Below are 25,091 nucleotides of genomic sequence, written 5' to 3'. Positions count from 1 at the left end.
TCTTGTCGGTGCCGTGTCGTAGGTTGGTTTCAGCGAGATCGACGAAGTGATGTGAGCCAGGTCGGGCCGGTGATTGAGCGGTCTGTTCCTTCCAGAGATATGTGGGTTGTGGTCTCGTGCTGCCCCCGTTGCTGTCTCTGGAAGGTGTGTCTCGTGTCGGGTCCGGGTTGGTCGATCGCGTCGTGGTGGAGTGACCCGTCGCCGTGGCCGGACCTACCGTCGCTGTTCACCAGCGGGTTACCGGCCGAACAGGTCGGGTCGCGGGAGACGAATGATCTGCTCGGCGCGCTGGTCGCCGATGCACGCGGTGAGGCATTCCTGGCGTGGCATCGCTATCAGATCGCCGCTGAACTCCACACCCGCCTGGTCGGATCAGAAGCCGATGATCACGCCCTGTTGCTGCATGACGGGTTCGCCGACTGCGCCGCCCGGATCGCGGTGAGCCAAGCCATCAGTCAGGGTGCGGCCGAAAAGTTCCTGCATCAGGCCGTCGCGCTCCGGGATCGCCTGCCACAAGTGGCGCAGCGGTTGCGCGATGGTCGGATCACCGCCGAGTTGATCGTCAAGATCATCTCCCGCACCGAACTGGTCGATGGGCAACCCTATGCGGCTGCGGTCGATGCCGAGATCGCCGCCGACCTCGACGCCCACACCACCGCCTGGTCGGCGCACCGGCTGCGCGACATGTGCGATCGGATCATCTTCCGGCATCACCCCGATGCGGTACGTGAACGCCGCCGCCAGGCCCTCGACAAGCGTGGTGTGCACTCCACGAACACCGGTGACGGGATGGGCGAGATCTCGGCGACGATGGCCGCCGAAAACGTACGCATCGCCGCCGAGGCGGTCCGTGCACTCGCCGACGCAGTGTGCGACAACGACGAACGAACCCGCCAGCAACGGGCCTCAGATGCGATGTTCGCCCTATTGTCGGGCACACCGTTCGAATGCCTATGTGGTGTCGACACCTGCACCGCCGTGATTCCCGAGGCGACCACGGCGCCACCGGCGGATGCGAAGATCGTCATCCACGTCGTGTGTGACGAGGCCACCCTGGATGGTGCTGAGCATGCCGGATTCATCGACGGCTACGGCGTCATCGACGACGCGCATGTGCGGGAGTTGGCGGCGCGTAAGGACGCGGTCATCAAGCCATTGGTGCCCGAGGGCACCGAACCCGACCCGGATGGCGGGTTCACGCTGGATGCGCACCTGCCGTCGGATCCGTATCGGCTGTCCTCGGCGTTGGAGACGTTCATCCGGATTCGGGATGCCTACAGCGTTATCCCTGGTAACGACACCCCCGCGTGGCGCTCCGATATCGATCACGTCGCCGAATACAACCATGCCGATCCGGCCAGGGGTGGTCAGACCGAACCGGACAATCTAAACGTCAAAGACCGCTTCTCCCACATCCGTAAGACGTTCGGGTCGTGGCTCGACGACCAGTACCGCGACCGCCACGGCCGGTTACGCACCGAGTTCATCACTCCCGAAGGCCTCGTCATCGGCGGGGATACCGAAAGCATGGAGAAACTGTTCCCCGGACTAGGACGTATCCGATTCAAACCGCCACCACCGGCGGCCGACAAGAGCACCGACACACCGCCACCGCCGCCGACACCACCCACTCGCTCCACACCTCGGGTGGCAGCCAAACACACCCGCCGACAGCAAGAACGCAAACGCAACCGACAACGACGAGAGGAAGCCGAAGCCGCCGACGACCGTGATCAGGACTAGTCGGACACTAGCGTCCGGAGAATCTCGGCGCGCGCTTCTCGGCGCGTGCCGCCCGCCCCTCCGCGAGATCATCGCTCTCCCAAGCCTGCATCATCGCCGCGAGCCGATCGGCGGCGGGCTCGGTGCGCGCACCGTCCTCATTGAGGACCATCTTGTAGTGCCGCAGGGTCAGCGGCGCGAGATCGGCGATCATGGACGCCCAATGCTGCGCGTCGGTCAGATCCCCGATGCGATTCGCAAACCCCAGCGCATGCGCCCGATCGGCCGACAAGGGATCACACCCGATGAGCATGCCACGCGCCTGACCGGCGCCGACCAGCGACACCAGGCGCCGGATGGTCCACTCGTCTACTGCGACTCCGATCTTCGCGGCCGGGATACCCGCTATCGCATCGGGCGCCATCACGCGCAGATCGGCCGCCATGGCCAGCTGCAGACCCGCCCCCAGCGCCGAACCGTTCAACGCGGCGATCACGGGAATCGGGGTGGCCTCGATCTGCTGCAGCGTGCCCACCAGTCGGTCCAGAAACCCCGGGTCGTAGACGGGCCCGGACAGATCAGCGCCCGCGCAGAACACCGATCCGCGCCCGGTCACCACGATGGCCCGCGCGCCCGCATCGACCGCGGAGGTGAAGGCGTCCGACAATCCGGCAAGCATCTGCTCGTCGAGAGCGTTGCGCTTGTCGACCCGGTCCAGCTCGATGGTCACAACGGTCCCAGTGGCAGACGAGTGGATCATGAGCCGAAGCCTACCCATCCCCCGGGTTCGGCGTCTGTGCCCACGGCGGCGGGCACCACACCCGAGCACGATGCCAGACTGAGAACCGTGGACATGGCTGACCGAACCGATGTGGTGGTGATCGGCGGCGGACAGGCGGGGTTGTCGGCGGCCTACTTCCTGCAGCGATTCGGTCTCGGCAACCGCTACCTGTTGCTAGACCACGCGCCCGGCCCCGGTGGCGCCTGGCAGTTCCGTTGGCCCACCCTGACCCTCGCGACCGCCAACGGCGTGCACGATCTCCCCGGACTCGGGTTGGTCGAAGCCCTGGGCCGAGACTGCGAGGCCTTCCCCGCCGCCACCGCCGTGCCCGAATACTTCGGCAGGTACGAAGAGAAGTTCGGACTCGCCATTCGGCGTCCGGTCAGCGTCGAGATGGTCGACCACGCTGACGACAACTACACCGACGGCGAATTCGCCGTCACACTCGGCGACGGAGCCGTCATCGGCGCACGCGCCATCATCAACGCCACCGGCACCTGGGAGCGGCCTTTCGTCCCGTATGTCCCCGGTATCGCAGACTTCCGCGGCCGGCAACTGCACACCCATGACTATGTGGGCCCCGACGAGTTCGCCGGCCAACGGGTCCTGGTGGTGGGCGCCGGAATCTCTGCGGTGCAGTTGCTGATCGAGATCGCACGGCATGCTGTCGGCGTCGAGACGTACTGGTGTTCGCGCACCGAACCCGTCTTCGACGCCACACCGTTCGACCCCGACAAGGGCAGACAGGCGGTGGCCCGGGTCGAGGAGCGAGTACGCGCCGGCCTGCCGCCCACGTCGGTGGTGTCGGTCACCGGGTTGGCACTGACCCCGTCGATCGCCGCCGCCCGCGATGACGGCATCCTGACGTGGCACCGGATGTTCACCCGGATCACCGAGACCGGCGTGTGCTGGGACTGCGGTACCGGCCCGGCCGGGAGTGATCATCTCGACGTCGACGTCATCTTCTGGAACACCGGTTTTCGCAGCTCACTGGATCATCTGGCACCACTGCGCCTGCGCTCGTCCGGCGGTGGAATCACCATGACGGGCCGGCTCGCGACTACCGTCGCCGATGATCCGCGGGTGCAGTTACTGGGGTACGGGCCGTCCGCGTCGACCATCGGGGCGAACAGAGCCGGCCGCGAAGCTGCACGCAATGTCGCAGAATTCCTCGATTAACAGCATTTCGATGTATCCCCTTGACATGTTGTTGTGTTTTCACAACACTTGATCAGGTGAGTCCAGTGCGGCGGGGTGACAAGCTCCCCATTTACAACCGGATCGGCGTGTTACGCGCCGAGCGCAAGCTCACCCGCGCCCAACTCGCCGAGATGGTCGGGGTGAATGTGCAGTCGGTGGGCGCACTCGAACGGGGCGACAACTATCCCAGCCTGGATCTGGCCTTCCGCATCTGCGCCGTATTCGATCTACCCGTCGAAGCCGTGTTCAGTCGCACTGAATTCGGTGCGATGTCGGCGGAACTGTATCGGCGTCCGGACAGCCACGATTCACCGACTTCAGACCTTGGAGGTGCACGATGAGGGACCCCAACTCCGCCGTTCCCGAGGAGGCGACTCCGGAATTCTGGCGTCGCTACGATCTCTGGCGAGCCCAGCGGCATCTGCGGTTCAACACCAGGCATGCCGGCTCCCTCCGACGGTGGCGCAACCGTCGTGGCTATCGCACATTGGTGGTGTGCCAGTTGGTGATTCTCGCCGTCGCCGGCATCGCCGCCGTCCTCTCCTACTTCACCGAGTGGTTCATCGTGCCGTTCGGGGTGGCCGTGGTCGGCTCGCTCGTATGCCAGTACCTGCTCCGTATCGTCACCGGGTCGATCGCCGACACGCCCGTCTCGGCCCTCGACGAGATTCAAGCGGCACAACGTAACTCGGCACGATCGATGGCATTCATCGTGCTGTACTCGCTGATGTTCGTGCCCTACTTCATCTTGGTCGCCCTCAGTACCCAAGACCAGGTCAGCGGCGACGCGGTGTACGGCACCGCGATCGTGCTGATCACGCTCGTGTTGTGCGCGGTGATGCTGCCGACACTGCTGACCACATGGTGGATGTCCGACCCCGATCCCGAAGATCTCGAAGTCGCCCCCGCCTACCCCGAGGACTCCGCGCACCACCCCGGCTCCGCGCCCCTCCCCGACCCGGGCAACCCGGACACCGCCGACCCCGAACGGAGCACGCGATGAACGAACCGTTGATCATCGACGGCCTACACAAACGATACGGCGATCTGGTCGCCCTGCAGGACATGACTTTCCAGGTGTCACCCGGGGAGTTGTTCGGATTCGTCGGCAGCAACGGCGCCGGCAAATCCACCACCATGCGCATCATCCTGGGTGTTCTCGCAGCCGACGCAGGCCGCGTCACCCTCGGTGCGAATCCCATCGATCTGCACACCCGCCGTCAGATCGGGTACATGCCCGAGGAGCGCGGCCTGTATCCGAAGATGAAAGTGGGTGAACAACTCGTCTTTCTCGCTCGCCTGCACGGTATGTCCATCAGAGCCGCGCAGGAAAGTGTGGACCGTTGGACCACCCGACTCGGGGTCGACCAGCGTGTCAATGACGATGTGGGCGATCTGAGCCTGGGCAACCAGCAACGCGTGCAACTCGCTGCCGCACTCGTCCACGATCCTCGCGTACTGGTCCTCGACGAGCCTTTCTCCGGTCTCGACCCAGTGGCCGTCGATGTGATGAGTGATGTCCTCAAAGAGAAAGCTGCCGAGGGTATCCCGGTGATCTTCTCGTCGCATCAGCTCGACCTGGTCCAACGGTTGTGCGATCGCGTCGGCATCGTGGCGCGCGGCCAGATGCGTGCGCTCGGACGCGTCGACGAACTACGTGCCCGCGACGGCGTCACCCTGGAGATCACCGGGCCGCCGACCACGACCCGGTGGGCCGACGGTCTGCCCGGCGTTCTGGGCGCCGATTATCGGCACACAGACAACATCACGTCGCTGCGCGTGGACCCGACGATCGCCGACGACCAGTCCATCCTCGCCGCTGCCCTGCGCACCGGACCGGTACACCGGTTCGCGCCCTCGACTCCCGATCTGACCGAACTGTTCCGAGAGGCCGTTTCCGCATGAACTCCTCTGTCCCGCAATCCTCAGCCGCCCAATCGATCTGGCTGGTCGCCCAACGAGAAATCGTCACCCGCGCCAAAACCCGATCATTCCTCATCAGTACCGGGCTACTGATGGTCGTGATCATCGTCGGCGCAGTCGTGTGGTCGGCATTGGCAGGCGATTCCGAACCCGACAAGGTCGGCGTCGTCGGGGGTGGCCCCGCATTGTCGAGCACGATCGAGGAATTCGGGAACGCGACCGGCAGCCCGGTCGACGTGCAACCGGTGGCGACGGCCGAGGACGCGCGCAATCAAGTGGCCGACGGAGGGCTCGACGCCGCGCTGGTCGTCGGGCCGAACGCACAGTTCGTTGCGATCTCCGACAGCGGTCTCAGTCCGACGCTCGATGGCATCCTCCGGTCCTCGGTCGACCAGGCGTCATTGAACCAAGCCCTCTCCGATCGTGGTGTCGACGCGGCCACGCTGCCCCGGGCATCGCTCACCGTGGAGCAGACGACCCCCGACCGACCGGATGAGGGACAACGTATCGTCATCGCACTGGTCGGGACGATCCTGCTCATCACGGCGATCATGATGGGGGGTTCCATGGTGGCCGTGGGCGTGGTCGAGGAGAAGACCTCACGCGTCGTCGAACTGTTGCTGGCCACCATCAAACCGCTGCACCTCTTGTGGGGAAAGATCATCGGGATCGGCGCGATCGCGATGGCGCAGGTTCTGTTGCTGGGAGCGACCGCGTTGATCGCCGGCATGGCCACCGGGTTGCTGACCATCCAAGGCACGGCTATCGGCATGTTCGCCGCCGTCATCGCGTGGTTCGTGCTCGGATTCCTGTTCTTTGCAACGCTCTACGCCGCGACAGGCGCACTCGTCTCCCGGCAGGAGGAACTCAACGCCAGTTCCGCGCCGTTGACCATCCTCGCGATGGCGGTGATGTACTCGGGCATCTTCGGCATCCAGGCACTGGATTCCACGTTGATTCAGGTACTCACGTGGATTCCGCCGTTCAGCGCCGCGCTCATGCCGATTCGGATCGCGACCGGCGACACCTCGACCATGCAGGTCATCGTCACCTTCGTGCTGATGATCCTGGCCTGCGCCGCAGCAACCTGGTTTGCCTCGCGGATCTATCAGCGGTCGATCTTGCGTACCGGCACCCGCATCAAGTGGAGTGAGGCACTGTCGCTGGCTCGCTGATCAGGGTCAGATCTCGCCGAAGCGCCGGAGTGCTTCTTCTCGCTCCGCTTTGTGGTCGACCATGGGGTCGGGATAGTCGTCCGACCCGTACTCCGGCACCCAGCGCTTCACATACTCGCCGTCCGGGTCGAACCGCCCGGCCTGAGTATCGGGATTGAACACCCGGAAGTACGGCGCCGCATCGGTTCCCGTACCGGCAGCCCATTGCCACCCATGCTGATTGGAGGCCATGTCCCCGTCGATCAGCTGGTCGAGAAACCACTGGGCACCCCACCACCACGGCAAGTGCAGGTCCTTCACCAGAAACGACGCGGTGAGCATTCGTACCCGGTTGTGCATGAATCCCGACTCGGCCAGCTGGCGCATACCGGCGTCGACCAGCGGGAAGCCGGTACGCCCCGCCTTCCAGGTGTCGAAGCGTTCATAGGCCGACTTGTCGGTGTCCAGGGCGATGTCGTCGAATTGGCTGTTCCAGTTGTGCCAGGCGCTCTTCGGCCAGTGGTAGAGCACGTCGGCGTAGAAATCGCGAAACGCCAGCTCCCGCAGATACGCTTGCGCGCCTTTCGATCTGCCAAGATCGGCGGCCAGCGTGCGCGGGTGGATGTTTCCGAACTTCAGGTAGGCCGACATCCGGCTGGTGACGTCGAGATCGGGTCGGTCACGGTCGTCGTCGTAGCCGGGGAGATCGTCGTCGACGAATGCCCGCCACCGCTGGGCCGCGGCCCGCTCCCCGGCAGGCAGCGACAATTCGGTGGGGGCAGCGGGAATCTTGATGCGGCCGGAACGCTTGATGGTGCTGGGATCCACGAGGTCGGTAGCGGAAACCGACGACGACGCCGGAGCGCGCCACCCGTGGCTGCGCCACTGCTTGAAGTACGGCGTGAACACTTTGTAGGGCTCGCCATCGGATTTGGTGACCCGTCCGGGCGACACCAGGTACGGCGAGCCCACCGCCTCGAATGGGGTGTCGCCCAGCGCTTCGGCCACTGCGCCGTCACGCCGACGACCGAACGGCGAATAGTCCTCGCTCACATGGACCGACATCGCATCGACGGCGCGGGCCAATCTGGGGATCTCCTCGTCGGGCCGACCGCGGACCACCAGGAGCCGCCCGGACAACTGCTCGTCGAGGTCGCGCAGCGAGTCGAACAGAAAGCTCAGACGTCGTGGACCCGACGACTTCTCCAGTCGCGGGTCCACGACGAAACAGATCAGTACCTCGTCACCGGACTCCTGCGCCGCGATCAACGGCGGGAGGTCGCCCAGGCGCAGATCGCGCCGGAGCCACAGCAGCGAGGGTCGTGCGGAAATGGACTACCCCACACCCAGCAGGTCGATGACGAACACCAGCGTCTTGCCGGACAGACGGTGGCCGGCACCGGCCGGGCCGTAGGCCAACTGCGGCGGCACGGTGAGCCGACGCCGACCGCCGACCTTCATACCGGGGATGCCCTCCTGCCAACCGGGGATGAGGCGCTCGAGCGGGAAGTTTGCGGACTGGCCGCGATCCCAGGAGGAGTCGAACTCTTCACCGGTCGCGAACTCGACGCCCACGTAATGCACGTCCACGACGCCACCCCGCTGGGCTTCGGCGCCCTCGCCGACCACAAGATCGGTGATCTGCAGTTCGGACGGGGCAGGCCCCTCGGGGAAATCGACTTCGGGTTTCTCAGCGCTGGTCAACGGGACTCTCCTTTGAGTCGTCAGTCGGTATCTGTGGGCGGACGGCTTGTCGATGTCGTCCGCCGGCTCCCCGCGGGTCGGTCAGCGCGCATCCATGGCGACATAGTCGCGCTCGGTGTAGCCCGTGTAGAGCTGGCGCGGACGACCGATCTTGCCTGCCGGGTCCTCGTGCATCTCACGCCAGTGCGCGATCCAGCCGGGCAGCCGGCCGAGTGCGAACAGCACGGTGAACATCCGGGTCGGGAAGCCCATCGCACGGTAGATGACACCGGTGTAGAAGTCCACATTCGGGTAGAGCTTGCGCTCGATGAAGTAGTCGTCACTGAGTGCGACCTCTTCCAGACCCTTGGCGATATCGAGGAGATCATCCTGCACGCCAAGGGATTCCAGGATCGAGTCCGCAGTCTTCTTGACGATGGCGGCACGCGGATCGTAGTTCTTGTAGACGCGGTGGCCGAAGCCCATTAGCTTCACGCCGGCCTCTTTGTTCTTGACCTTGTTCATGAAGGCCTGAGTGTCGCCACCGGCGAGCCGGATCTCCTCGAGCATCTCCAACACCGCCTGGTTGGCGCCGCCGTGCAGCGGACCCCACAGGGCGTTGATGCCGCCGGAGATGGACGTGAACAGGTTGGCCTGCGACGAACCGACCAGGCGCACGGTCGAGGTCGAACAGTTCTGCTCGTGGTCGGCGTGCAGGATGAACAGCATGTCCAGCGCCTTGGCGACCTCGGGGTTCACTTCATAGGGCTCGGCCGGGAAGCCGAAGGTCATCCGCAGGAAGTTCTCCACCAGGCTCAGCGAGTTGTCCGGGTAGAGGAACGGCTGTCCGGCCGACTTCTTGTAGGCGTACGCAGCGATGGTGGGCAACTTTGCGAGCAGCCGGATCGTGGACAGCTCGACCTGCTCCGGGTCCTTGGGATCCAGCGAATCCTGGTAGTAGGCCGAGAGCGCGTTGACCGCGCTGGAGAGCACCGGCATCGGGTGCGCGTTGCGCGGGAAGCCGTCGAAGAACCGTTTGAGATCCTCGTGCAGCAGGGTGTGCCGACGGATCTTGTCGGTGAAGTCGTCGAGCTGGGACGGCGTCGGCAGCTCACCGTAGATCAGCAGGTAACTGACCTCGATGAAGGTGGACTTCTCCGCGAGCTGATCGATGGGGATGCCCCGGTAGCGCAGGATGCCCGCGTCGCCGTCGATGTAGGTGATCGCCGACTTGGTCGACGCGGTGTTGACGAAGCCACCGTCGAAGGTGGTCAGCCCGGTCTCGGCGAGGAACTTGCCCAGCGCGACGGAATCGGACCCCTCGGTGGCCTTCAGGATCGGAAGCTCCAGCTGCCCACCGGGGTAGGTCACGGTCGCTGATGCCGTATCGGATGCCTGGTCAGCTGGGACTGTTTCAGCGGACACACGAACCCCTTTACTCAGGTTTGAGCCTATGTTCAACGCAGATCCGGGTAAGGATGCTGTTGGCTACAACCTAGTCGCTTGCCAGCTCGCTCGCCCACGGAGGGTCCGCGCCGGGCCTGGAAACGGTCACCGCAGCGACCTCACCTGCGAATTCGGCGGTCGCGCGCCATTGATCGGCGTCGAGCTCGGCCACCGCCACCGATGACAGCGCACCAATCCGATCCAGGTGTCGCAGCACACCGCCGACAACGCTGTCACCTGCACCGATGGTGTCGACAACCTGAGTGGGCGGTGCGGGTACGGTCAGTTCGGTGTGGCGGGTCCGGACGGTGATTCCGGCCGCCCCCGCCGTCGTTATGATCGCGCTCACACCTGCCGCGAGCCATTCGTCGCCGGTCGTGCCGTCGGGTCCGCTCGCCAACCACCCGGCGTCCTCGTCGGAGAGCTTCACGATGTCGACCGACGATGTCCAGGACGCGAACCGACGACGGTACGCGTCGGGATCTGCGATCACCGCCGGCCGGATGTTCGGGTCGACAATCACCAACCGCCCTTCGCCGTGAGATCGCCGCAACAGCGATTCATACACCGACGCACCAGGTTCCAGCACCATCGACAGGGTGCCGAAACACACCGCGGCCACCGTGCTGGCCAACGAGCCGGGGTCGCTCACCTGACGGTCCGCGGTGCCCTCCACGTAGAACGAATACTGCGCGCCGCCGTCGGGTCCGATCGTCGCCAGGGCCAGCGACGTGGGTTCGGCCCGTCGCTGCAACAGCGACGTGCCGACGCCCGCGGAGCGCAGCGCAGACACGATGGCCTCGCCGTAGGTGTCGGTGGACACCGCCGAGCACAACGAGACCGCGCTCCCCAGCCTGCCGAGGGTGACCGCAACATTGAACGGGCCACCACCGAGCGCCGGCTGCAGCGGCGGCAAGCCACCGCCGGCACCAGCCGGACTCGCCGACGTTCCCACCACGTCGACCAGCGCTTCACCACACACCACGATCTCGCGCATTCGCACCTTTTCGTTGTCGAGCATCTCGGCCGGACCGGCAACCCGCCACGCTGACAGATCCGGCCACGCCGCTGTTCGTGGTGTCATCATGGCCGCTGAGTGGCCGGTAGGTTGGACGTATGCGCGAGTTGCCCGCAGGTCACGACGCGGTGATGCTCGACTTCTCCGGCGACCCGGCGCCGACCGAGGCGGTTGCGCGCGCCACCGCCGCCCTGCATGCCGCCCGGACGGCGGGAACCCTCCTCATCGCCGACGTGGTACCCAGCGCGCAGACCGTGCTGGTGCAGGCCGATCGAGGGAACGGTATCGACACCCTCGGCGTCCACCGGGCACTGCGCACCGGCGATGCGAGCGTGGCGACCGCCGGCGGGGCCGACGACGAACTGCGGATTCCCGTCGTTTACGACGGGCCCGACCTCGCCGACGTCGCCCGACTGCTCGATGTCGACATCCCGCGGGTCGTGGAATTGCACACGAACACCCTGTGGCAGGTGCAGTTCATGGGCTTCGCCCCCGGCTTCGGCTACCTCATCCCCCACGACGAACACGACCATCCGTTGTGCACGGTGGGCCGGCGGTCCGAGTCGCGCACCCGTGTCCCGCGCGGCGCGGTCGCGATCGCCGCGGGCTACAGCGCGGTGTATCCGCGGGTCAGTCCCGGTGGCTGGCAGCTGCTCGGCGCGACGTCGATGACGATGTGGGACGAGGCGGCGGTCCCCCCGGCCCGACTGCGGCCGGGCAGCCTGGTGAGGTTCGTCGCGGATGAGTGATCGACACCGGCAGGTCACCGTCGTCGCGCCCGGCCCGCTGGCCACGGTGCAGGATCTCGGCCGCGCCGGATACGCCCACCTCGGGGTCCCGGTGTCCGGTGGCGCGGACCGCGGGGCGTTGACCTTGGCCAACCGACTCGTCGGCAACCCGGAATCGGCAGCCGTGATCGAGGCCACGTTGGGAGGCTTGCACATTCGACTCCACGGCGATGTGCTGATGGCGGTGACGGGGGCCCGCGCCGAAGTCCGCGTGGACGGGATACCGGTCGGCGTCGACGCTGCGCTCCCCGTCTCCGACGGAGCCGAGGTGACCATCGAGAGTCCGACCCGCGGGTGCCGCAACTATGTTGCGATTCGCGGCGGCATCGACGTCCCGCTCGTGCTGGGGTCCCGCTCCACCGACACCCTGTCCGACCTCGGTCCGCCCGCCCTGCGCGCCGGTACCGAACTGCCGGTGGGCCAACCCACCGAGGACTGGCCGGCCACATCGTCGGCGCCCCGGGCGGCCGCGGACTCGGCGGTGACCGAACTCGAGGCCACCGAGGGACCACGCCGCGATCATGTACAGACCCCCGCGCATCTGCCCCGTGGCGTGTGGGTGGTCGGCGCCGACAGCAACCGGGTGGGTGTGCGACTGTCCCGTCCCGAAGACAGCGATGACCCGCTGGTCGTCCATCGCGCCGACACCGCAGAACTCGCCTCCGAGGGCATCCCGCATGGCGCTGTGCAGATCCCACCCAGTGGACGTCCGGTCGTGTTCCTCGCCGATCACCCGGTCACCGGCGGATACCCCGTCGTCGCCGTTCTCACCGCAGCGTCGTCGGACCGCGCGGCGCAGCTCGTCGCGGGCGATAGGGTGCGCTTCCGCATTCGGTGAACATTGACACCCCGGGTGAGACGATTCTAAACTTTCGTCTCATGACCGAGGTGCTGACGAACACGCCAGAGGACTCATCGATCGAGCACCGGCGCCCGGCGCCCATCCGCGCCGAGGACTACACGCCGCTCGGCCCGGACTCGTTGACGTGGCAGATCTGGGGCACCTGGACCGGGATGTTCCAGGGCCTGTGGGCCGGCTCCATGCAGAACATGCACCCCAAACTCGGCGCGGCCGTCTGGGAGCACTCGGACTTCTTCGGCGAACGCTGGCAACGGTTGATGCGCTCGCTCTACCCCATCAGTGGCGTGGTGTTCGACCCCGTGCCCGACTCGGGTCCGACCACCGGCGAGGAGGTACGCGACTACCACCGGGACGTCAAGGGCGAGATGGAGGATGGTTCTCGGTATCACGCCCTCGATCCCGACGTCTTCTACTGGGCGCACGCCACATTCTGGTACGGCAACGTCCGACTCTGCGAGCGGTTCGGCCCGTGGCTGACCGAGGACCAGAAGCGGCAACTATTCGAGGAGTCGAAAGCCTGGTACGCGATGTACGGCGTCTCCATGCGCCCGGTCCCGGATACCTACGAGGACTTCCTCGAGTATTGGGACTACATGTGCCGCAACGAGCTTCGCGATCATCCGGCCGTACGTACGGTGCTCGACATCAGCAAGCTCCCACCGCCGCCGTTTCTCTCGTTCATCCCGGAGTGGTTCTGGTTCCGCTTCATGGCCGAACAGAACCAGCGATTCTTCACCTGGATGACCACCGGCTTCTACGACGAACCGGTGCGTGAGATCCTCGGGCTGCCGTGGAGCGAGACCGACGAGCGACGATTCCGCCTACTCGGTAGGGGCGTGAACCTGGTGATGCACCGCCTGCTGCCGAAACGGTTCCTGCGCCATCCGCGTCCCCGCGACGCCTGGGATCGCGTGCACGGTCGGGTGGCTGACGACGCCCCGCTGGTGCACACCCCCGCCCGCAACCTGCCGCCGGAAGCCGAGCGCGACAACCCGATGCACTACTGTCCGGTGCACGCCGCACGGCGCGCCACCTACCCGGGCCGCATCAGCTCCGACTGAGCGGGTCGGGGCTACTGCTGGCCCATGCCGCGACGCATCGCCTGGCGGACGCGTTGCGCTTCGCGGCGCGCGTAGGGATTCGACAGCCCGGCGCGCGAGCCGGCCAGCTTGGCGCCGATGTGCTCGCCGACCGTGATCGGCGAGTAGCGACTCCCCGCACCCACACACGACGGGAGGGTGGAGATGATGGCATCGATGTTGCCGTCGTGGAAGAACGCGGCGGACCGACGACGTTCGATGGTTCCGTCGATCACCGGCGGCTTCACGCGGTGCAGCGTCGACATCCAGCGTTCGTTGGTCCAGCGCGCCATCAGGTCACCCAGATTGATCAGCAACGCGCCGTCCGCGGGCTCCACATCGTGCCATTCGCCGTCCCGATCGAGGACCTGCAGTCCACGCACCTGGTCGGCCCACAGCACCGTGACGATCCCGTAGTCGGTGTGTTCACCCATGCCGGTCAGCTCACCGTCGAGCTCCACCTCGCCGGGCGGCAGCGCATAGTTGTTCATCCGCAGCACGTCGAGGGAATGGTCGGTGTATCCGTCGAAGAAATCCGGCGGGAGATCGAGCGCCTCGGCGAAGATCCGGGTGAGGGTGTGCGCCACCCGCGAGGCCTCGGCAAAATACGCGGACACGGCCGCCTCGAAGTGGTCGACACTCGGCCAGGTGTTGCCGGCGTACTGATCGTCGGGCAGTTCGAGGTCCGGGTAGGCGGCGGCCTCGACGCCCACGTTGTAGGCCTCGAAGAAGTCGTTCATGCCCTCGGCCGGCTCCACGCCGAGGCTCAACGACAACGACTCCGACTTCGGCGGCGAATACCCGCGATTGATCTCCGGCGGCGTACGGTAGGCCTTCTTCTCCTCGAGCGGCAACGCGAAGAAATCATCCATCACCGCGGTGAACTCCTCGATCACCGCGGCCGGGATCTGATGCCCGATGATCTGCATGAAACCGACCGTGCTGGCGGCGTCGTCGATCTGGGCGGCGACGACTGCGCGTTGCGCCGCGTCTCCGTTGGCCGTGTACGGCGTGATGTCGATGATCGGCACCGCGAAGGTGCCCGTGGGGTTGTCGACTACCGCACTCATGGCACCATACTGGCACCGAATCCGCGGCTTCGCTGAGCAGGCACTTTGTCCGAGTCGCGACGGACTGCCCCATCACTCAGGCCAGCTGACCGGCCCGGTATCGGACGAACGCCGGAATGACCAGCGCGGCAACGATCGTCAGCACGATCACCGCCACCCCGCCGCCTGCGGTCGCCACCGCGGTGCCGACCACGGCCGCCGTGGCCCCGTGCGTGACGTCGGCGATGCGAGGCCCACCGGCCACCACGACGATGAACACGCCCTGCAATCGGCCACGGACGTTGTCGGTGGCCGCGGCCTGCAGCATCGTCTGCCGAAATGCCGCCGAGGCCATGTCCGCCGCCCCGCCGACCATCAGCGCGACCACCACGACCGGCAGCATCGGCAACGCCGTACCGTGCGCGAAGAACAGCGCCCCACCGGCCACCGAGATGGCCGCGCCCCAGATCAGGATGCACACGATCACGGCCAGACCTTGACGGCGCACCCGCACGACCCACCCGGAGAACACCCCACCGATCACCGATCCGAGCGGAATCGCCGCGAACAGCAAGGCGAACGCGAGACCACCACCTTCGGGACCGCCGAAGCTCTCGTGCGCCATCTGCGGGAACAGTGCGCGCGGCATCCCGAAGATCATCGCGATCAGATCCACCAGGAAGCTGGCCAACAACACCCGGTGATCGCGCAGGTATCGGAATCCGTCGAGCACCGACCGCAACCCGGCGGCGGGACGGCGCTGACCGTCCGCGAGTTCCGGACGCAATACGGGTAATCGGAGCACCGCCCAGAGCGTGGCCAGCAGGCTCAGTGTGTCGACCAGGTACAGCGTGGCGTAGCCGAGTACCGGGATCAGCGCGCCGCCGACGAGCGGTCCGGCGATGGCGCCCGCTTGTATCACCGTCATGTTCAGCGAATTGGCGGCGGGCAATTCGGTCAGCGGCAACAGTCGCGGGAGCACGGCGGTGCGGGTGGGCTGGTTGACGGCGAAGAACGCCTGCTGAACGGCGAAGACGCTCAACAGAAGCCAGACATTCCCGACACCGAGCGCCGCTTGCGCCCAGAACAGCGCGCTACAGCCGATCAGACCCAGTGTCGTCACGATCAGGATGCGCCTGCGGTCGAACACGTCGGCCAGCGCACCACCCCACAAACCGAACACGATCAGCGGAACCAGGCCGAACACGCCGGTCAGGCCGACATAGGCCGAGCTGCCGGTGATCTGGTAGATCTGCGCCGGCACCGCGACGACGGTCAGCTGCGCGCCGACGACGGTGACGATGTTCGCGGTCCACAGTCGCCGGAAGTAAGGATTCCGCAGTGGCGTGGTGTCCGCGAGCAGTCGTCGACTCGACAGCCGCCTCGGCCGGGGAGCGGTGGGCACCAGCGAAGCCTAGTAGTGGCTCACGGCTGCAGTCGCACGGCCTCCCACCCGGCGTCCGATCGGGTCAGGCGAACCCGATTGTGCAGCCGGTTGGCACGCCCCTGCCAGAACTCGACGGTCGTGGGCACCAGTCGATAGCCGCCCCACGCCGGCGGCACCGGAATCTCTGCGCCGGCATCGAATCCACCGAACTGCGCGGCGACCCGGGCCGCGAGATCCTCGAGGTCGGTACGGGTCTCGATGGGTTGCGACTGCGCAGATGCGTACGCGGAGAGTTGGGAGCCGCGTGGTCGCATGTACCAGTACTCCGCGGTCTCCTCCATCGTCACGTGCTCCACTGCTCCGCGGAAGTGAACCTGGCGTTCCAGCGCGATCCACGGGAAGGTCACCGACGCATACGGATTGGCAGCCAGGTGGTGCCCTTTGTCGGAGTCGTAGCCGGTGAAGAAGACGATGCCCGACGCGTCGGCCCCTTTGCACAGCACGGTGCGTGTGGACGGGATGCCCTCGGCGTCGGCGGTCCCGAGCACCATCGCGTTGGGTTCGGGGATGCGCGAGTCGATGGCCTCACGCAGCCACACATGAAACAGGTCCAACCAGGGCGGGTCCCCGCGCAGCCAGCTCGGATCGAGGTTCTCGCGGATGCCGTCGGCACCCGCCGCGCGGTCCCCTTCGCCGATGTTCGGTGGGATGCCGCCGCCGTAGCCCACCCGCATGTTGGGTAGGTCAATCGCATCATCGGCCACGAGGTGAGGCTACTCCGCGACGCACGGTTACTCCCCGGTATGCCGCCGGTGTGCTCCTGTCCTAGAGTTCCTGGTGAGATTGCGGGTCGTGGTGGATCGCGGTGTGGTATCCCCACGACAGTGGTCCACACGATGTGCGTGTCGAGGTGAGGTGGTCTTCGATGTCCAACACGGTGCCCGACGATTTCGTCGCCGGTCTCGAAGGAGTGGTGGCCTTCACCACCGAGATCGCCGAACCCGACAAAGACGGCGGCAACCTGCGCTACCGCGGCGTCGACATCGAAGACCTCGTGGAAAACCACGTCACCTTCGCCGACGTGTGGGCGTTGCTCGTCGACGGCCGATTCGGCGACGGACTCCCCCCGGCCGAACCCTTCCCCCTGCCCATCCACACCGGCGACGTACGCGTCGACGTACAGGCCGCCCTGGCCATGCTCGCCCCCATCTGGGGCTACCGACCCCTCCTCGACATCGACGACGACACCGCCCGCGCCAACCTCGCCCGCGCCTCGGTAATGGCACTGTCCTACGTCGCCCAATCGGCCCGCGGCATCCATCAACCCGCCGTCCCCCAACACATCATCGACCAATGCGACACCGTCACCGCACGTTTCATGACCCGCTGGAAAGGCGACCCCGACCCCCGACACATCCGAGCCATCGACGCCTACTGGGTCAGCGCAGCCGAACACGGCCTCAACGCATCGACATTCACCGCACGAGTGATCGCATCCACCGGCGCCGACGTCGCCGCATCCTTGTCGGGCGCGATCGGCGCGATGTCCGGGCCACTGCACGGCGGCGCACCGGCCCGAGTGCTCCCGATGATCGAAGAAGTCGAAACCACCGGCGACGCCCGCGGCCTCGTCCGCGGCATCCTCGACCGCAAAGAAAAACTGATGGGCTTCGGACACCGCGTCTACCGCGCCGAGGACCCCCGCGCCCGCGTACTACGCCGCACCGCCCAAGAACTCGACGTCCCCCGCTACGAAGTGGCCGCAGCCCTCGAACAAGCCGCACTCACCGAACTACGCGAACGCCGCCCCGACCGCGCCATCGAGACCAACGTCGAATTCTGGGCCGCGGTCATCCTCGACTTCGCCGAGGTCCCACCCCACATGATGCCCGCCATGTTCACCTGCGGCCGCACCGCCGGATGGTGCGCCCACATCCTCGAACAAAAACGCCTCGCCAAACTCGTCCGACCCGCCGCCATCTACACCGGACCAAGCCCACGACGACCCGAGGACGTCGCAGGCTGGGGCGACGTCAAACCGGCGCCGGGACTCTGATCCGCACCCGATCGCGGGGAGGTGCGCCCCGCCCCGCCCCCGCGCATAGGGCAAGCCGGTGTCGTAGGGTCATAAATCAGACACATAACGATTGCCCGAATACCACTGATTGCACACCCTGATCCTGCAGTAGCGTCCGATTAGGTCGCGAATACGTCGCGGAACCGGTCGGTTCGCCGCCGATGTGAGCAGGTCGACTGCCGTCGATGCCGAGCAGCACGCTGTGCCGCTCCGCGTCGACGACGATCGTCGATGTGCACGAGTTGCAAGGGAGCGAGATATGTTCCGGTCCGCCTGGCGGGAGCAGCACAAACCGGTGTTCGTCACCGCGTCGCTGATCATCTTCGCCTTGATCATCTTCTGCGTGATCTACGCGAGCACGGCAGCCGACGCATTTCAAAAGCTGAACGGGTGGATCACCTCCGGCGTGGGTTGGTGGTACATCCTCATCGTCACCGGGTTCGTGATATTCGCGATCTACTGTGCGATCAGCCGGATCGGAACGATCCGACTCGGCAAAGACGACGAAGAGCCCGAGTTCGGTGTCCTGTCCTGGTTCGCGATGCTGTTCGCCGCCGGCATGGGCATCGGCCTGGTGTTCTACAGCGTCGCCGAACCGCTGTCGCACTACATCACGCCACCCGAAGCCGGTGGCATCGAAGGTTCCACCGACGCCGCCGCCAATCAGGCGATGGAACTCACGCTGTTCAACTGGGGCCTGCACGCCTGGGGCATCTACGTCGTCGTGGGTCTCGGCCTGGCGTACATGACGTTCCGCAAAGGACGCCCGCTCGCGGTGCGCTGGCTGCTCGAGCCGTTGATCGGCCGCGAACGTGTCGAAGGCTGGATCGGGCATCTGGTCGACGTCGTCGCCATCGTCGGCACTTTGTTCGGTGTCGCCACCTCGCTGGGTTTCGGCATCCAGCAGATCTCGGCCGGCCTGGAGTATCTCGGTTGGCTGACGGTCAACAACTGGGTGGTCGTCATCATGATCTTCCTGATCACGAGCCTGGCGATCTTCTCCGTGGTCACCGGTGTCACCAAGGGCCTGCGATGGCTGTCGAACATCAACATGGCGGTCGCGGCGCTGTTGGCCGCGTTCGTCCTGGTCCTGGGGTCCACGCTGTTCCTGCTGCAGTCCTGGGTGCAGAACATGGGCAACTACATCGCCACGCTGCCGGACATGATGCTGCGCACCGCGCCGTTCGCCGACGACACCTGGATGGCCGATTGGACCATCTTCTACTGGGGCTGGTGGATCAGTTGGGCCCCGTTCGTGGGCATGTTCGTCGCCCGGATCTCCCGCGGCCGCACCATCCGTGAGTTCATCGCCGGTGTGCTGCTGCTCCCGACGTTCATCAGCGCCATCTGGTTCACCATCTTCGGCGACTCCGGCATCCTGCGTCAGCAGCAGGAGGGCAACATGCTCGATGACGGCAGCGTCAACGCAAACACGTCGCTGTTCCAGTTGCTCGACGGGTTCCCGCTGGCCGCGGTCACCAGCGTCATAGCGATCATCGTGGTGGTCATGTTCTTCGTGACGTCGTCGGACTCCGGGTCGCTGGTCGTTGACATGCTCGCCACCGGCGGCAAGATCGAGACCCCAGTCCTGACCAGGGTCTACTGGGCCAGCCTCGAAGGGGTGACGGCAGCCGTGCTGCTGCTGGTCGGCGGCACCGACTCGTTGACCGCCTTGCAGACGATGTCGATCGCCACGGCGGTGCCGTTCTCGATCGTCATGGTGCTCGCGTGTATCTCGTTGCTACGGGCGTTCCACTACGACATCGCCGTGCAGCCGAGATTCCTTCACCTCAGTCTGGGCAATGGGAGCGAGGCGGCCGCCGTCGCCGCAGCCGCCGAACCGGCGCATCGTCACGAGAAACGCCGGCGTCCGATGTCGGCGACCTTCGCGGGACTGCCCGACAACGCCGACAAGCCCGATACCGGCGAGCTGATCGTCGCGGTGCACGAGGTACCGCATCACGCCGTGACGGTCGACCCGGAGACCGGATCGTTCGCGATGGGTGCGTACGAGGAACCCGAGGATCCCCTCGCAGATGGCGACGGGTCCACCAACGGCGAGGTCAGCCGATCTGTCGACGACGAAAGATCGCCCAGCCAGTCGTGACGAACAGCGCCGCGACCCCGATCAGCACGACGATCGGGGTCGCGCGCATCGGGTCCACCGGCACCAGCGGGGTGTGGGTGAACGGCGACAGATCGGCGGCCCACTGCGGCAGGTCGAACATGCCCGACAGCGGCCCGAGCAGCAACGCCCCCACCACGACCACCCATCCGACATGGGCCAGCGACGGTCGGATCGCGTAGAGCGCAAGCGCTATCGCCACCACGACCAGCATCGCCGGAACCTGCACTGCGCCCGTTTGCGCGGCGTTGGTCGCGGCTCTCGACCATCCCCCGCCCGCGATGCCGGAGCCGAGCACCATGCCGGCCGCCGCCACGATCACCAGGGTGACGCCGCCCACCGCACCGATCACCGTGTAGGTGAGGAAATAGCGGCCCCGAGCAGTCGGCGTCGTGAGTACCACCTCGGCGCGACCGGCCGACTCCTCGGCCCGCAGACGTTCGGCCAAATTGACTCCCCATGCCGAGGCGGCGACAGCGAGGAAGCCCAGCATGGTCATCCCGAACAACGTGCTCAACGTCGCGTCACCGAGTGCGGCGCGCATGACCTGATCAAACTGTTCGTTGCCCTGCGCGAGGTCGGCCACTGAGGGCTGCATGAAACCGATGATCAACGCGTAGACGAATATGCCTGCAGCCCATGCCAACAGCAACGACCGAGACAGCCGCACCGCCAACGACTCGACGCGTGGCAGGCGGGAACTCGCCGCCGGACCGCGGCGCTGGGCGATCAGCCCGGCTCCCAGATCGCGGTGCACCGCGACCCGCCCGGCGATGGCCGTCCCGCCGACGAACACCGCCACCGACAACACGGCGGGCAGCAGATCGTTGTTCCCGAACGGGTCGATCTGCTCAGCCCATCCGATCGGGTTGGTCCACCTCAGCCATGCCCAGTCGTCGGTTGCGTCGGCTGCACCGCGAAGCAGATAGCCCAGTAGGACAACCGAACTGGCGGTCAGGTTGGCGATATGGGAGGTGGTCGCGATCTGCGCGGCGACCAACGCCACCCCGATCGCAGCCAGCCCGGTCGAGGCGTACTGCGCGAACACGGCGACCGCATCGCCTGCATCGGCCCCCAGCGGGAGCAGGATCACTGCCATTGCCACCGAGACGATGCCGACGAAGAGGGTAGCGACGGCCGCGGCCGCGGCGGCCGGTGCCAGCGGGCCCACGGCGGCCGCCCGGACGAGTTCGGTACGGCCGAGTTCCTCCTCTTTGCGGGTCTGCCGCACGGTCATCATCGCCGCGCAAACCCCGAGCGCGGCGATCAGGAACAGCCCCGCGCGCCAGGAAACGAGCGCCGCGGTAGGTTCCACGTGGGTCAACTCACCGAGCAGAAATCGGAAGGCCGGGTTGGCACCAGGCCCGGCCTGCAGGCTCAGCCGCTGCTGGGGTGTCTCGTACATCCCTGAGATCGCCTGTGCGGTCGACACGTTGATCAACACGAACAACACAACCGTGATCGGCGCGAGAATCCGTTCGCGTCGTAGGCCGAGTCGCACGAGCACTCCGACGTGGGCCAGTTGATGCGACACCACGCTCGCGCGCACGCCGGCGACTCCCGCCGTCCCCGCCGTCATGCCCCGACCTCGCGGGGTTCGGAGTAGACGTGCAGGAACAGTTCCTCGAGACTCGGCGGCTCGACCGCCAACCCCCTCACGTCGAGTCGGGCGAGGACGCGGGTGACTTCGGCCAGTCCGGCGTCGGCGACGGTGAAGCTGACCTGATCGTGGTCGGCGGTGAAGTCGTGCACGCCGACAATCGAGGCCAGGTCGTGTGCGCCGACTCCGATGGTGGCGGTCACCCGTGAGCGTCGCAGGTGGCGCAGTTCGGTGAGCGGGCCGGACCGGATCGTCTTGCCGGCCCGGATGATGGTGACCGTCTGGCACAGTTGCTCGACCTCGTCGAGGAGATGGCTCGACATCAGTACCGCCGCCCCGCCGTCGGCGACTTCGCGCACGCAATCGGTGAACTCGCGTGTCATCAGCGGATCCAGTCCGGAGGTGGGCTCATCGAGCACCAGCAGTTCGCATGGCGCCGCCAGCGCGGCGATCAACGCCACCTTCTGGCGGTTCCCTTTCGAGTATGCCGAGGCCTTCTTGGTGGGGTCGAGGTCGAACCGGTCGATCAGTTCGTTCTTGCGTCTGCCGGACTCGACTCGCAGACCCCGCAACGACAGGAGCAGGTCAATACATTCGCCGCCGGACAGTTGTGGCCATAGATTGACGTCGCCGGGCACATAGGCGAGACGACGATGGATCGCCACCGCGTCGGCCATCGGGTTGCGCCCGAATACCGCGACTCGCCCGGCATCGGGCCGGTACATCCCGAGCATGGTGCGGATCGTGGTGGACTTCCCGGCGCCATTGGGACCGAGAAATCCGGCGATCTCGCCGGCGCACACGGTGAGATCGAGGCCGTCGAGGGCGGCGAACGAGCCGAACGTTTTCCGTAGCCCCTCGATGTCGATCACCGGATCAGTCAGAGTCGTGGTCATTGCGTTCCTCTCGATAGGCCAGTACCGCATCGAGCAATGACTCGTCGGTCATCACCCCGTGAACGGCGAGTTCGGCTGCGGGCAACACCACCCGGTCGACGTAGGACTGCAGGATCACCCCGGCATCCGACCAGTCCGCGGGCGGATTCATCACCACGTCGACCAGCAATGCACCCATCGACTGCGCGACCATGTACCGGGCGCGGGCGGCCTCGTCGCGGGAGGGCCGGATGGTTCCGGCGGCCACGCCTTTGCGGAAGGTCTGTTCGGCGTCCTCGGCCAGGTGCGCCAGCAACTGACGGGCCATCTCGCCGCCCGCCTGCAGACTGCGGATGAGATAGACGATGCGCGGGCCATCGGAGTCGATGTCCTCCATCCGCCGCACGAATCCGGCGAACGCGTGCGGACCGGCCTGCTCGTCGAGCCCCTGTTCGTTGGCCTCGCGGGTCTGCCGCAGGACATGTTCGTCGCACTCGGCGCGCAACTTCTCCTTGCTGCCGAAGTGATGGATCACCAACCCCGGACTCACCCCGGCGGCCTCGGCGATCGTGCGCACGGTCGCGGTGAAGCCGTCGCGGGCGAACACCTCGATGGCGGTGTCGCGGACCCGAGCGCGGGTGGTGCGATCGTCGGCGTCAGCTAAACGCATGTACAAGATGTTAAACACACGTTCAGCCGGGGTCAACAGATAACCAGTGGGGCCTGACCGGGGTGGTCGGGGCCACAACCTTAGACTTGCGGACATGAGTGACACCGCCACCGCACCGATCACGATTCCCGCCGACCTCCTGCCGTCGGACGGCCGCTTCGGATGCGGCCCGTCCAAGGTGCGCCCGGAACAACTGCAATCCCTCGTCGACACCGGTGCGTCGGTGTTCGGCACCAGCCACCGTCAGGCGCCGGTGAAGAATGTCGTCGGCTCCATCCGCGCCGGCCTGTCGGAGTTGTTCGCCCTGCCCGACGGGTACGAGGTGGTGCTCTCCAACGGCGGCACCACCGCCTTCTGGGATGCCGCTGCTTTCGGACTGATCAAGCAGCGTTCCCTGCACCTGACCTACGGCGAGTTCTCCTCGAAGTTCGCCACAGTCGCCAAGAAGGCCCCGTTCCTCGACTCGCCCGCGGTGATCTCCACCGACCCGGGGACCGCGCCTGATCCCGCCGCGCTGACCGCCGACGACTTCGGCGGCATCGACCTGATCGGCTGGGCGCACAACGAGACCTCCACGGGGGTGGCCGTGCCCGTGACCCGTCCGGCAGGCTCTGACGATGCACTCGTCGCCATCGACGCGACCTCCGGCGCCGGCGGCCTCCCGGTGAACATCGCCGACGCCGACGTGTACTACTTCGCACCGCAGAAGTGCTTCGCCTCCGACGGCGGCCTGTGGATCGCGTTGATGAGCCCGCGCGCCCTGGAACGGATCTCGCATATCGCCGAGACCGACCGGTGGTGCCCCGAGTTCCTCTCGCTGCCCACCGCTGTGGACAACAGCAGCAAGAACCAGACGTACAACACCCCAGCCGTGGCGTCGTTGCTGCTCCTCGACAACCAGGTGCAGTGGATGCTCGGCCAGGGCGGTCTCGATTGGTGCGTCTCGCGCACCGCCGATTCCAGCGCACGCCTCTACCAGTGGGCCGAGGCGAGCGAATTCGCGACACCGTTCGTCGCCGATCCGTCGCAGCGCAGCCAGGTGGTCGGCACCATCGACTTCGATGACGAGGTCGACGCGGCGGCGGTCGCAAAGACTTTGCGCGCCAACGGCGTGGTCGACACCGAGCCGTACCGCAAGCTCGGTCGCAACCAGCTGCGCGTCGGCATGTTCCCGGCGATCGAGCCGGACGATGTCAGCAAGCTGACGTCGTGCATCGACTTCGTCGTCGACAAGCTCTGAGGGCCTCCTGCTGACCGTCCCGCTGATCGAGTAGCCCGCGAGCCACCGTCCCGCTGATCGGATAGCCCGCGAGCCACCGTCCCGCTGATCGGGTAGCCCGCGAGCCACCGTCCCGCTGATCGAGTAGCCCGCGAGCCGCTAGGCGAGCGGGCGTATCGAGATCCCTTGCCTCGCGCCGGGTCTCGATACGTTGCCTCGCCTAGGAGGCTGCTGAAGAAGTGGTCTGTGTGCGGCTGGCCGTCGGTAATGCTGGGTCTGTTGATCGCGGGCGAGTGTTGCTCGGGCGCTTGTCCCGCGGGGTCAGGCGGTGGTCAGGGTCCAGGTGTTGTTGGTGGTGCTCAGCCCCAGGGTGATCAGGCGGCGCAGGTTGATCGCGGCGGCGCGGTGGTGCAGCCAGTTGTTGTTCGCGGTG

General features: G+C 66.4%; 23 protein-coding genes. 12 read left to right on the top strand and 11 right to left on the bottom strand.

The window, feature by feature from the left end; genetic code table 11:
• Positions 1 to 153 precede the first annotated feature (153 nt).
• Complete coding sequence (locus L1892_RS20360; protein WP_235725469.1) at positions 154 to 1,743, top strand: DUF222 domain-containing protein; 1,590 nt, start codon at positions 154 to 156, stop codon at positions 1,741 to 1,743.
• A gap of 7 nt (positions 1,744 to 1,750) precedes the next feature.
• Here the strand turns inward: L1892_RS20360 and L1892_RS20355 are convergent, their stop codons facing one another.
• Positions 1,751 to 2,482, bottom strand: coding sequence for an enoyl-CoA hydratase (locus L1892_RS20355; RefSeq protein ID WP_235725468.1), 732 nt, complete (start codon positions 2,480 to 2,482; stop codon positions 1,751 to 1,753).
• Between the two features lie 93 nt (positions 2,483 to 2,575).
• Here L1892_RS20355 and L1892_RS20350 point away from each other — a divergent pair, with 93 nt between their 5' ends.
• The 5 genes from L1892_RS20350 to L1892_RS20330 are packed head-to-tail and all read left to right on the top strand — an operon-like array spanning position 2,576 to position 6,801.
• Positions 2,576 to 3,682, top strand: a complete 1,107-nt coding sequence (locus L1892_RS20350) for an NAD(P)-binding domain-containing protein (RefSeq protein ID WP_235725467.1) — start codon at positions 2,576 to 2,578, stop codon at positions 3,680 to 3,682.
• 56 nt (positions 3,683 to 3,738) lie between these two features.
• Positions 3,739 to 4,044: a helix-turn-helix transcriptional regulator gene (locus L1892_RS20345; RefSeq protein WP_235725466.1), complete on the top strand. Its 306-nt coding sequence runs from the start codon at positions 3,739 to 3,741 to the stop codon at positions 4,042 to 4,044.
• Entirely contained in the window at positions 4,041 to 4,706 is a 666-nt protein-coding gene (locus L1892_RS20340) for a hypothetical protein (protein ID WP_235725465.1), read from the top strand. The genes L1892_RS20345 and L1892_RS20340 overlap by 4 nt, the downstream gene beginning before the upstream one ends.
• Positions 4,703 to 5,608, top strand: a complete 906-nt coding sequence (locus L1892_RS20335; RefSeq protein ID WP_235725464.1) for an ABC transporter ATP-binding protein — start codon at positions 4,703 to 4,705, stop codon at positions 5,606 to 5,608. Before L1892_RS20340 ends, L1892_RS20335 begins: the two co-directional genes overlap by 4 nt.
• Positions 5,605 to 6,801 (top strand): ABC transporter permease, encoded by a 1,197-nt coding sequence (locus L1892_RS20330; protein WP_235725463.1) that lies wholly within the window; start codon positions 5,605 to 5,607, stop codon positions 6,799 to 6,801. The genes L1892_RS20335 and L1892_RS20330 overlap by 4 nt, the downstream gene beginning before the upstream one ends.
• 6 nt (positions 6,802 to 6,807) lie before the next feature.
• Here the strand turns inward: L1892_RS20330 and L1892_RS20325 are convergent, their stop codons facing one another.
• The 4 genes from L1892_RS20325 to L1892_RS20310 all read right to left on the bottom strand — a co-directional run bounded on the left by L1892_RS20325 (position 6,808) and on the right by L1892_RS20310 (position 10,906).
• Positions 6,808 to 8,091 (bottom strand): cryptochrome/photolyase family protein, encoded by a 1,284-nt coding sequence (locus L1892_RS20325; RefSeq protein WP_235725531.1) that lies wholly within the window; start codon positions 8,089 to 8,091, stop codon positions 6,808 to 6,810.
• Positions 8,092 to 8,115: 24 nt separating this feature from the next.
• Entirely contained in the window at positions 8,116 to 8,484 is a 369-nt protein-coding gene (locus L1892_RS20320) for an FKBP-type peptidyl-prolyl cis-trans isomerase (protein ID WP_235725462.1), read from the bottom strand.
• An 81-nt stretch (positions 8,485 to 8,565) separates the two neighbouring features.
• A complete protein-coding gene (locus tag L1892_RS20315; protein ID WP_235725461.1) occupies positions 8,566 to 9,888 on the bottom strand; it encodes a citrate synthase in 1,323 nt (440 codons plus the stop codon).
• A gap of 70 nt (positions 9,889 to 9,958) precedes the next feature.
• Entirely contained in the window at positions 9,959 to 10,906 is a 948-nt protein-coding gene (locus L1892_RS20310) for a carbohydrate kinase family protein (RefSeq protein WP_235725530.1), read from the bottom strand.
• Between the two features lie 119 nt (positions 10,907 to 11,025).
• Between L1892_RS20310 and L1892_RS20305 the strand changes: the two genes are divergently transcribed.
• From L1892_RS20305 to L1892_RS20295, 3 genes are read left to right on the top strand one after another with little or no spacing between them, the layout of a single operon-like run.
• On the top strand, positions 11,026 to 11,676 hold the full coding sequence (locus L1892_RS20305; RefSeq protein ID WP_235725460.1) for a 5-oxoprolinase subunit B family protein: 651 nt from the start codon (positions 11,026 to 11,028) through the stop codon (positions 11,674 to 11,676).
• On the top strand, positions 11,669 to 12,553 hold the full coding sequence (locus L1892_RS20300) for a 5-oxoprolinase subunit C family protein (RefSeq protein ID WP_235725459.1): 885 nt from the start codon (positions 11,669 to 11,671) through the stop codon (positions 12,551 to 12,553). Before L1892_RS20305 ends, L1892_RS20300 begins: the two co-directional genes overlap by 8 nt.
• Before the next feature lie 41 nt (positions 12,554 to 12,594).
• Complete coding sequence (locus tag L1892_RS20295) at positions 12,595 to 13,638, top strand: oxygenase MpaB family protein (protein ID WP_235725458.1); 1,044 nt, start codon at positions 12,595 to 12,597, stop codon at positions 13,636 to 13,638.
• Positions 13,639 to 13,649: 11 nt separating this feature from the next.
• Here the strand turns inward: L1892_RS20295 and L1892_RS20290 are convergent, their stop codons facing one another.
• The 3 genes from L1892_RS20290 to pdxH all read right to left on the bottom strand — a co-directional run bounded on the left by L1892_RS20290 (position 13,650) and on the right by pdxH (position 16,826).
• The gene (locus L1892_RS20290) at positions 13,650 to 14,726 is read right to left on the bottom strand and encodes an isopenicillin N synthase family dioxygenase (protein WP_235725457.1); all 1,077 of its coding nucleotides are present in this window, start codon (positions 14,724 to 14,726) and stop codon (positions 13,650 to 13,652) included.
• A 76-nt stretch (positions 14,727 to 14,802) separates the two neighbouring features.
• Positions 14,803 to 16,110 (bottom strand): MFS transporter, encoded by a 1,308-nt coding sequence (locus tag L1892_RS20285; protein ID WP_235725456.1) that lies wholly within the window; start codon positions 16,108 to 16,110, stop codon positions 14,803 to 14,805.
• 20 nt (positions 16,111 to 16,130) lie between these two features.
• Positions 16,131 to 16,826, bottom strand: a complete 696-nt coding sequence (pdxH, locus tag L1892_RS20280; protein ID WP_235725528.1) for a pyridoxamine 5'-phosphate oxidase — start codon at positions 16,824 to 16,826, stop codon at positions 16,131 to 16,133.
• 191 nt (positions 16,827 to 17,017) lie between these two features.
• On the opposite strand from pdxH, the gene L1892_RS20275 reads away from it, so the two are divergent.
• Both L1892_RS20275 and L1892_RS20270 read left to right on the top strand, forming a co-directional pair.
• Positions 17,018 to 18,148 carry a citrate synthase 2 gene (locus L1892_RS20275; protein WP_235725455.1) on the top strand — a complete coding sequence of 377 codons (1,131 nt, stop codon included), beginning with the start codon at positions 17,018 to 17,020 and terminating at the stop codon, positions 18,146 to 18,148.
• A gap of 280 nt (positions 18,149 to 18,428) precedes the next feature.
• Positions 18,429 to 20,276 (top strand): BCCT family transporter, encoded by a 1,848-nt coding sequence (locus L1892_RS20270; protein WP_235725454.1) that lies wholly within the window; start codon positions 18,429 to 18,431, stop codon positions 20,274 to 20,276.
• Here L1892_RS20270 and L1892_RS20265 read toward each other — a convergent pair.
• Genes L1892_RS20265 through L1892_RS20255 form a run of 3 tightly spaced genes read right to left on the bottom strand, consistent with a single transcriptional unit; the run spans position 20,233 to position 23,439 of the window.
• Positions 20,233 to 21,873, bottom strand: coding sequence for an ABC transporter permease (locus L1892_RS20265; protein WP_235725453.1), 1,641 nt, complete (start codon positions 21,871 to 21,873; stop codon positions 20,233 to 20,235). The genes L1892_RS20270 and L1892_RS20265 overlap by 44 nt on opposite strands.
• A complete protein-coding gene (locus tag L1892_RS20260; RefSeq protein ID WP_235725452.1) occupies positions 21,870 to 22,790 on the bottom strand; it encodes an ABC transporter ATP-binding protein in 921 nt (306 codons plus the stop codon). The genes L1892_RS20265 and L1892_RS20260 overlap by 4 nt, the downstream gene beginning before the upstream one ends.
• Positions 22,771 to 23,439, bottom strand: coding sequence for a TetR/AcrR family transcriptional regulator (locus L1892_RS20255; RefSeq protein WP_235725451.1), 669 nt, complete (start codon positions 23,437 to 23,439; stop codon positions 22,771 to 22,773). Before L1892_RS20255 ends, L1892_RS20260 begins: the two co-directional genes overlap by 20 nt.
• 94 nt (positions 23,440 to 23,533) lie before the next feature.
• On the opposite strand from L1892_RS20255, the gene serC reads away from it, so the two are divergent.
• Positions 23,534 to 24,679, top strand: coding sequence for a phosphoserine transaminase (gene serC / locus L1892_RS20250; protein ID WP_235725450.1), 1,146 nt, complete (start codon positions 23,534 to 23,536; stop codon positions 24,677 to 24,679).
• Positions 24,680 to 25,091 lie beyond the last annotated feature (412 nt).

This window comes from Gordonia tangerina, from assembly GCF_021556435.1.
In the GTDB taxonomy this organism is placed as follows: Bacteria; Actinomycetota; Actinomycetes; order Mycobacteriales; family Mycobacteriaceae; genus Gordonia; species Gordonia tangerina.
The sequence above is the reverse complement of the archived record's forward strand: the minus strand, read 5'-3'. Positions and strand labels throughout refer to the sequence as shown.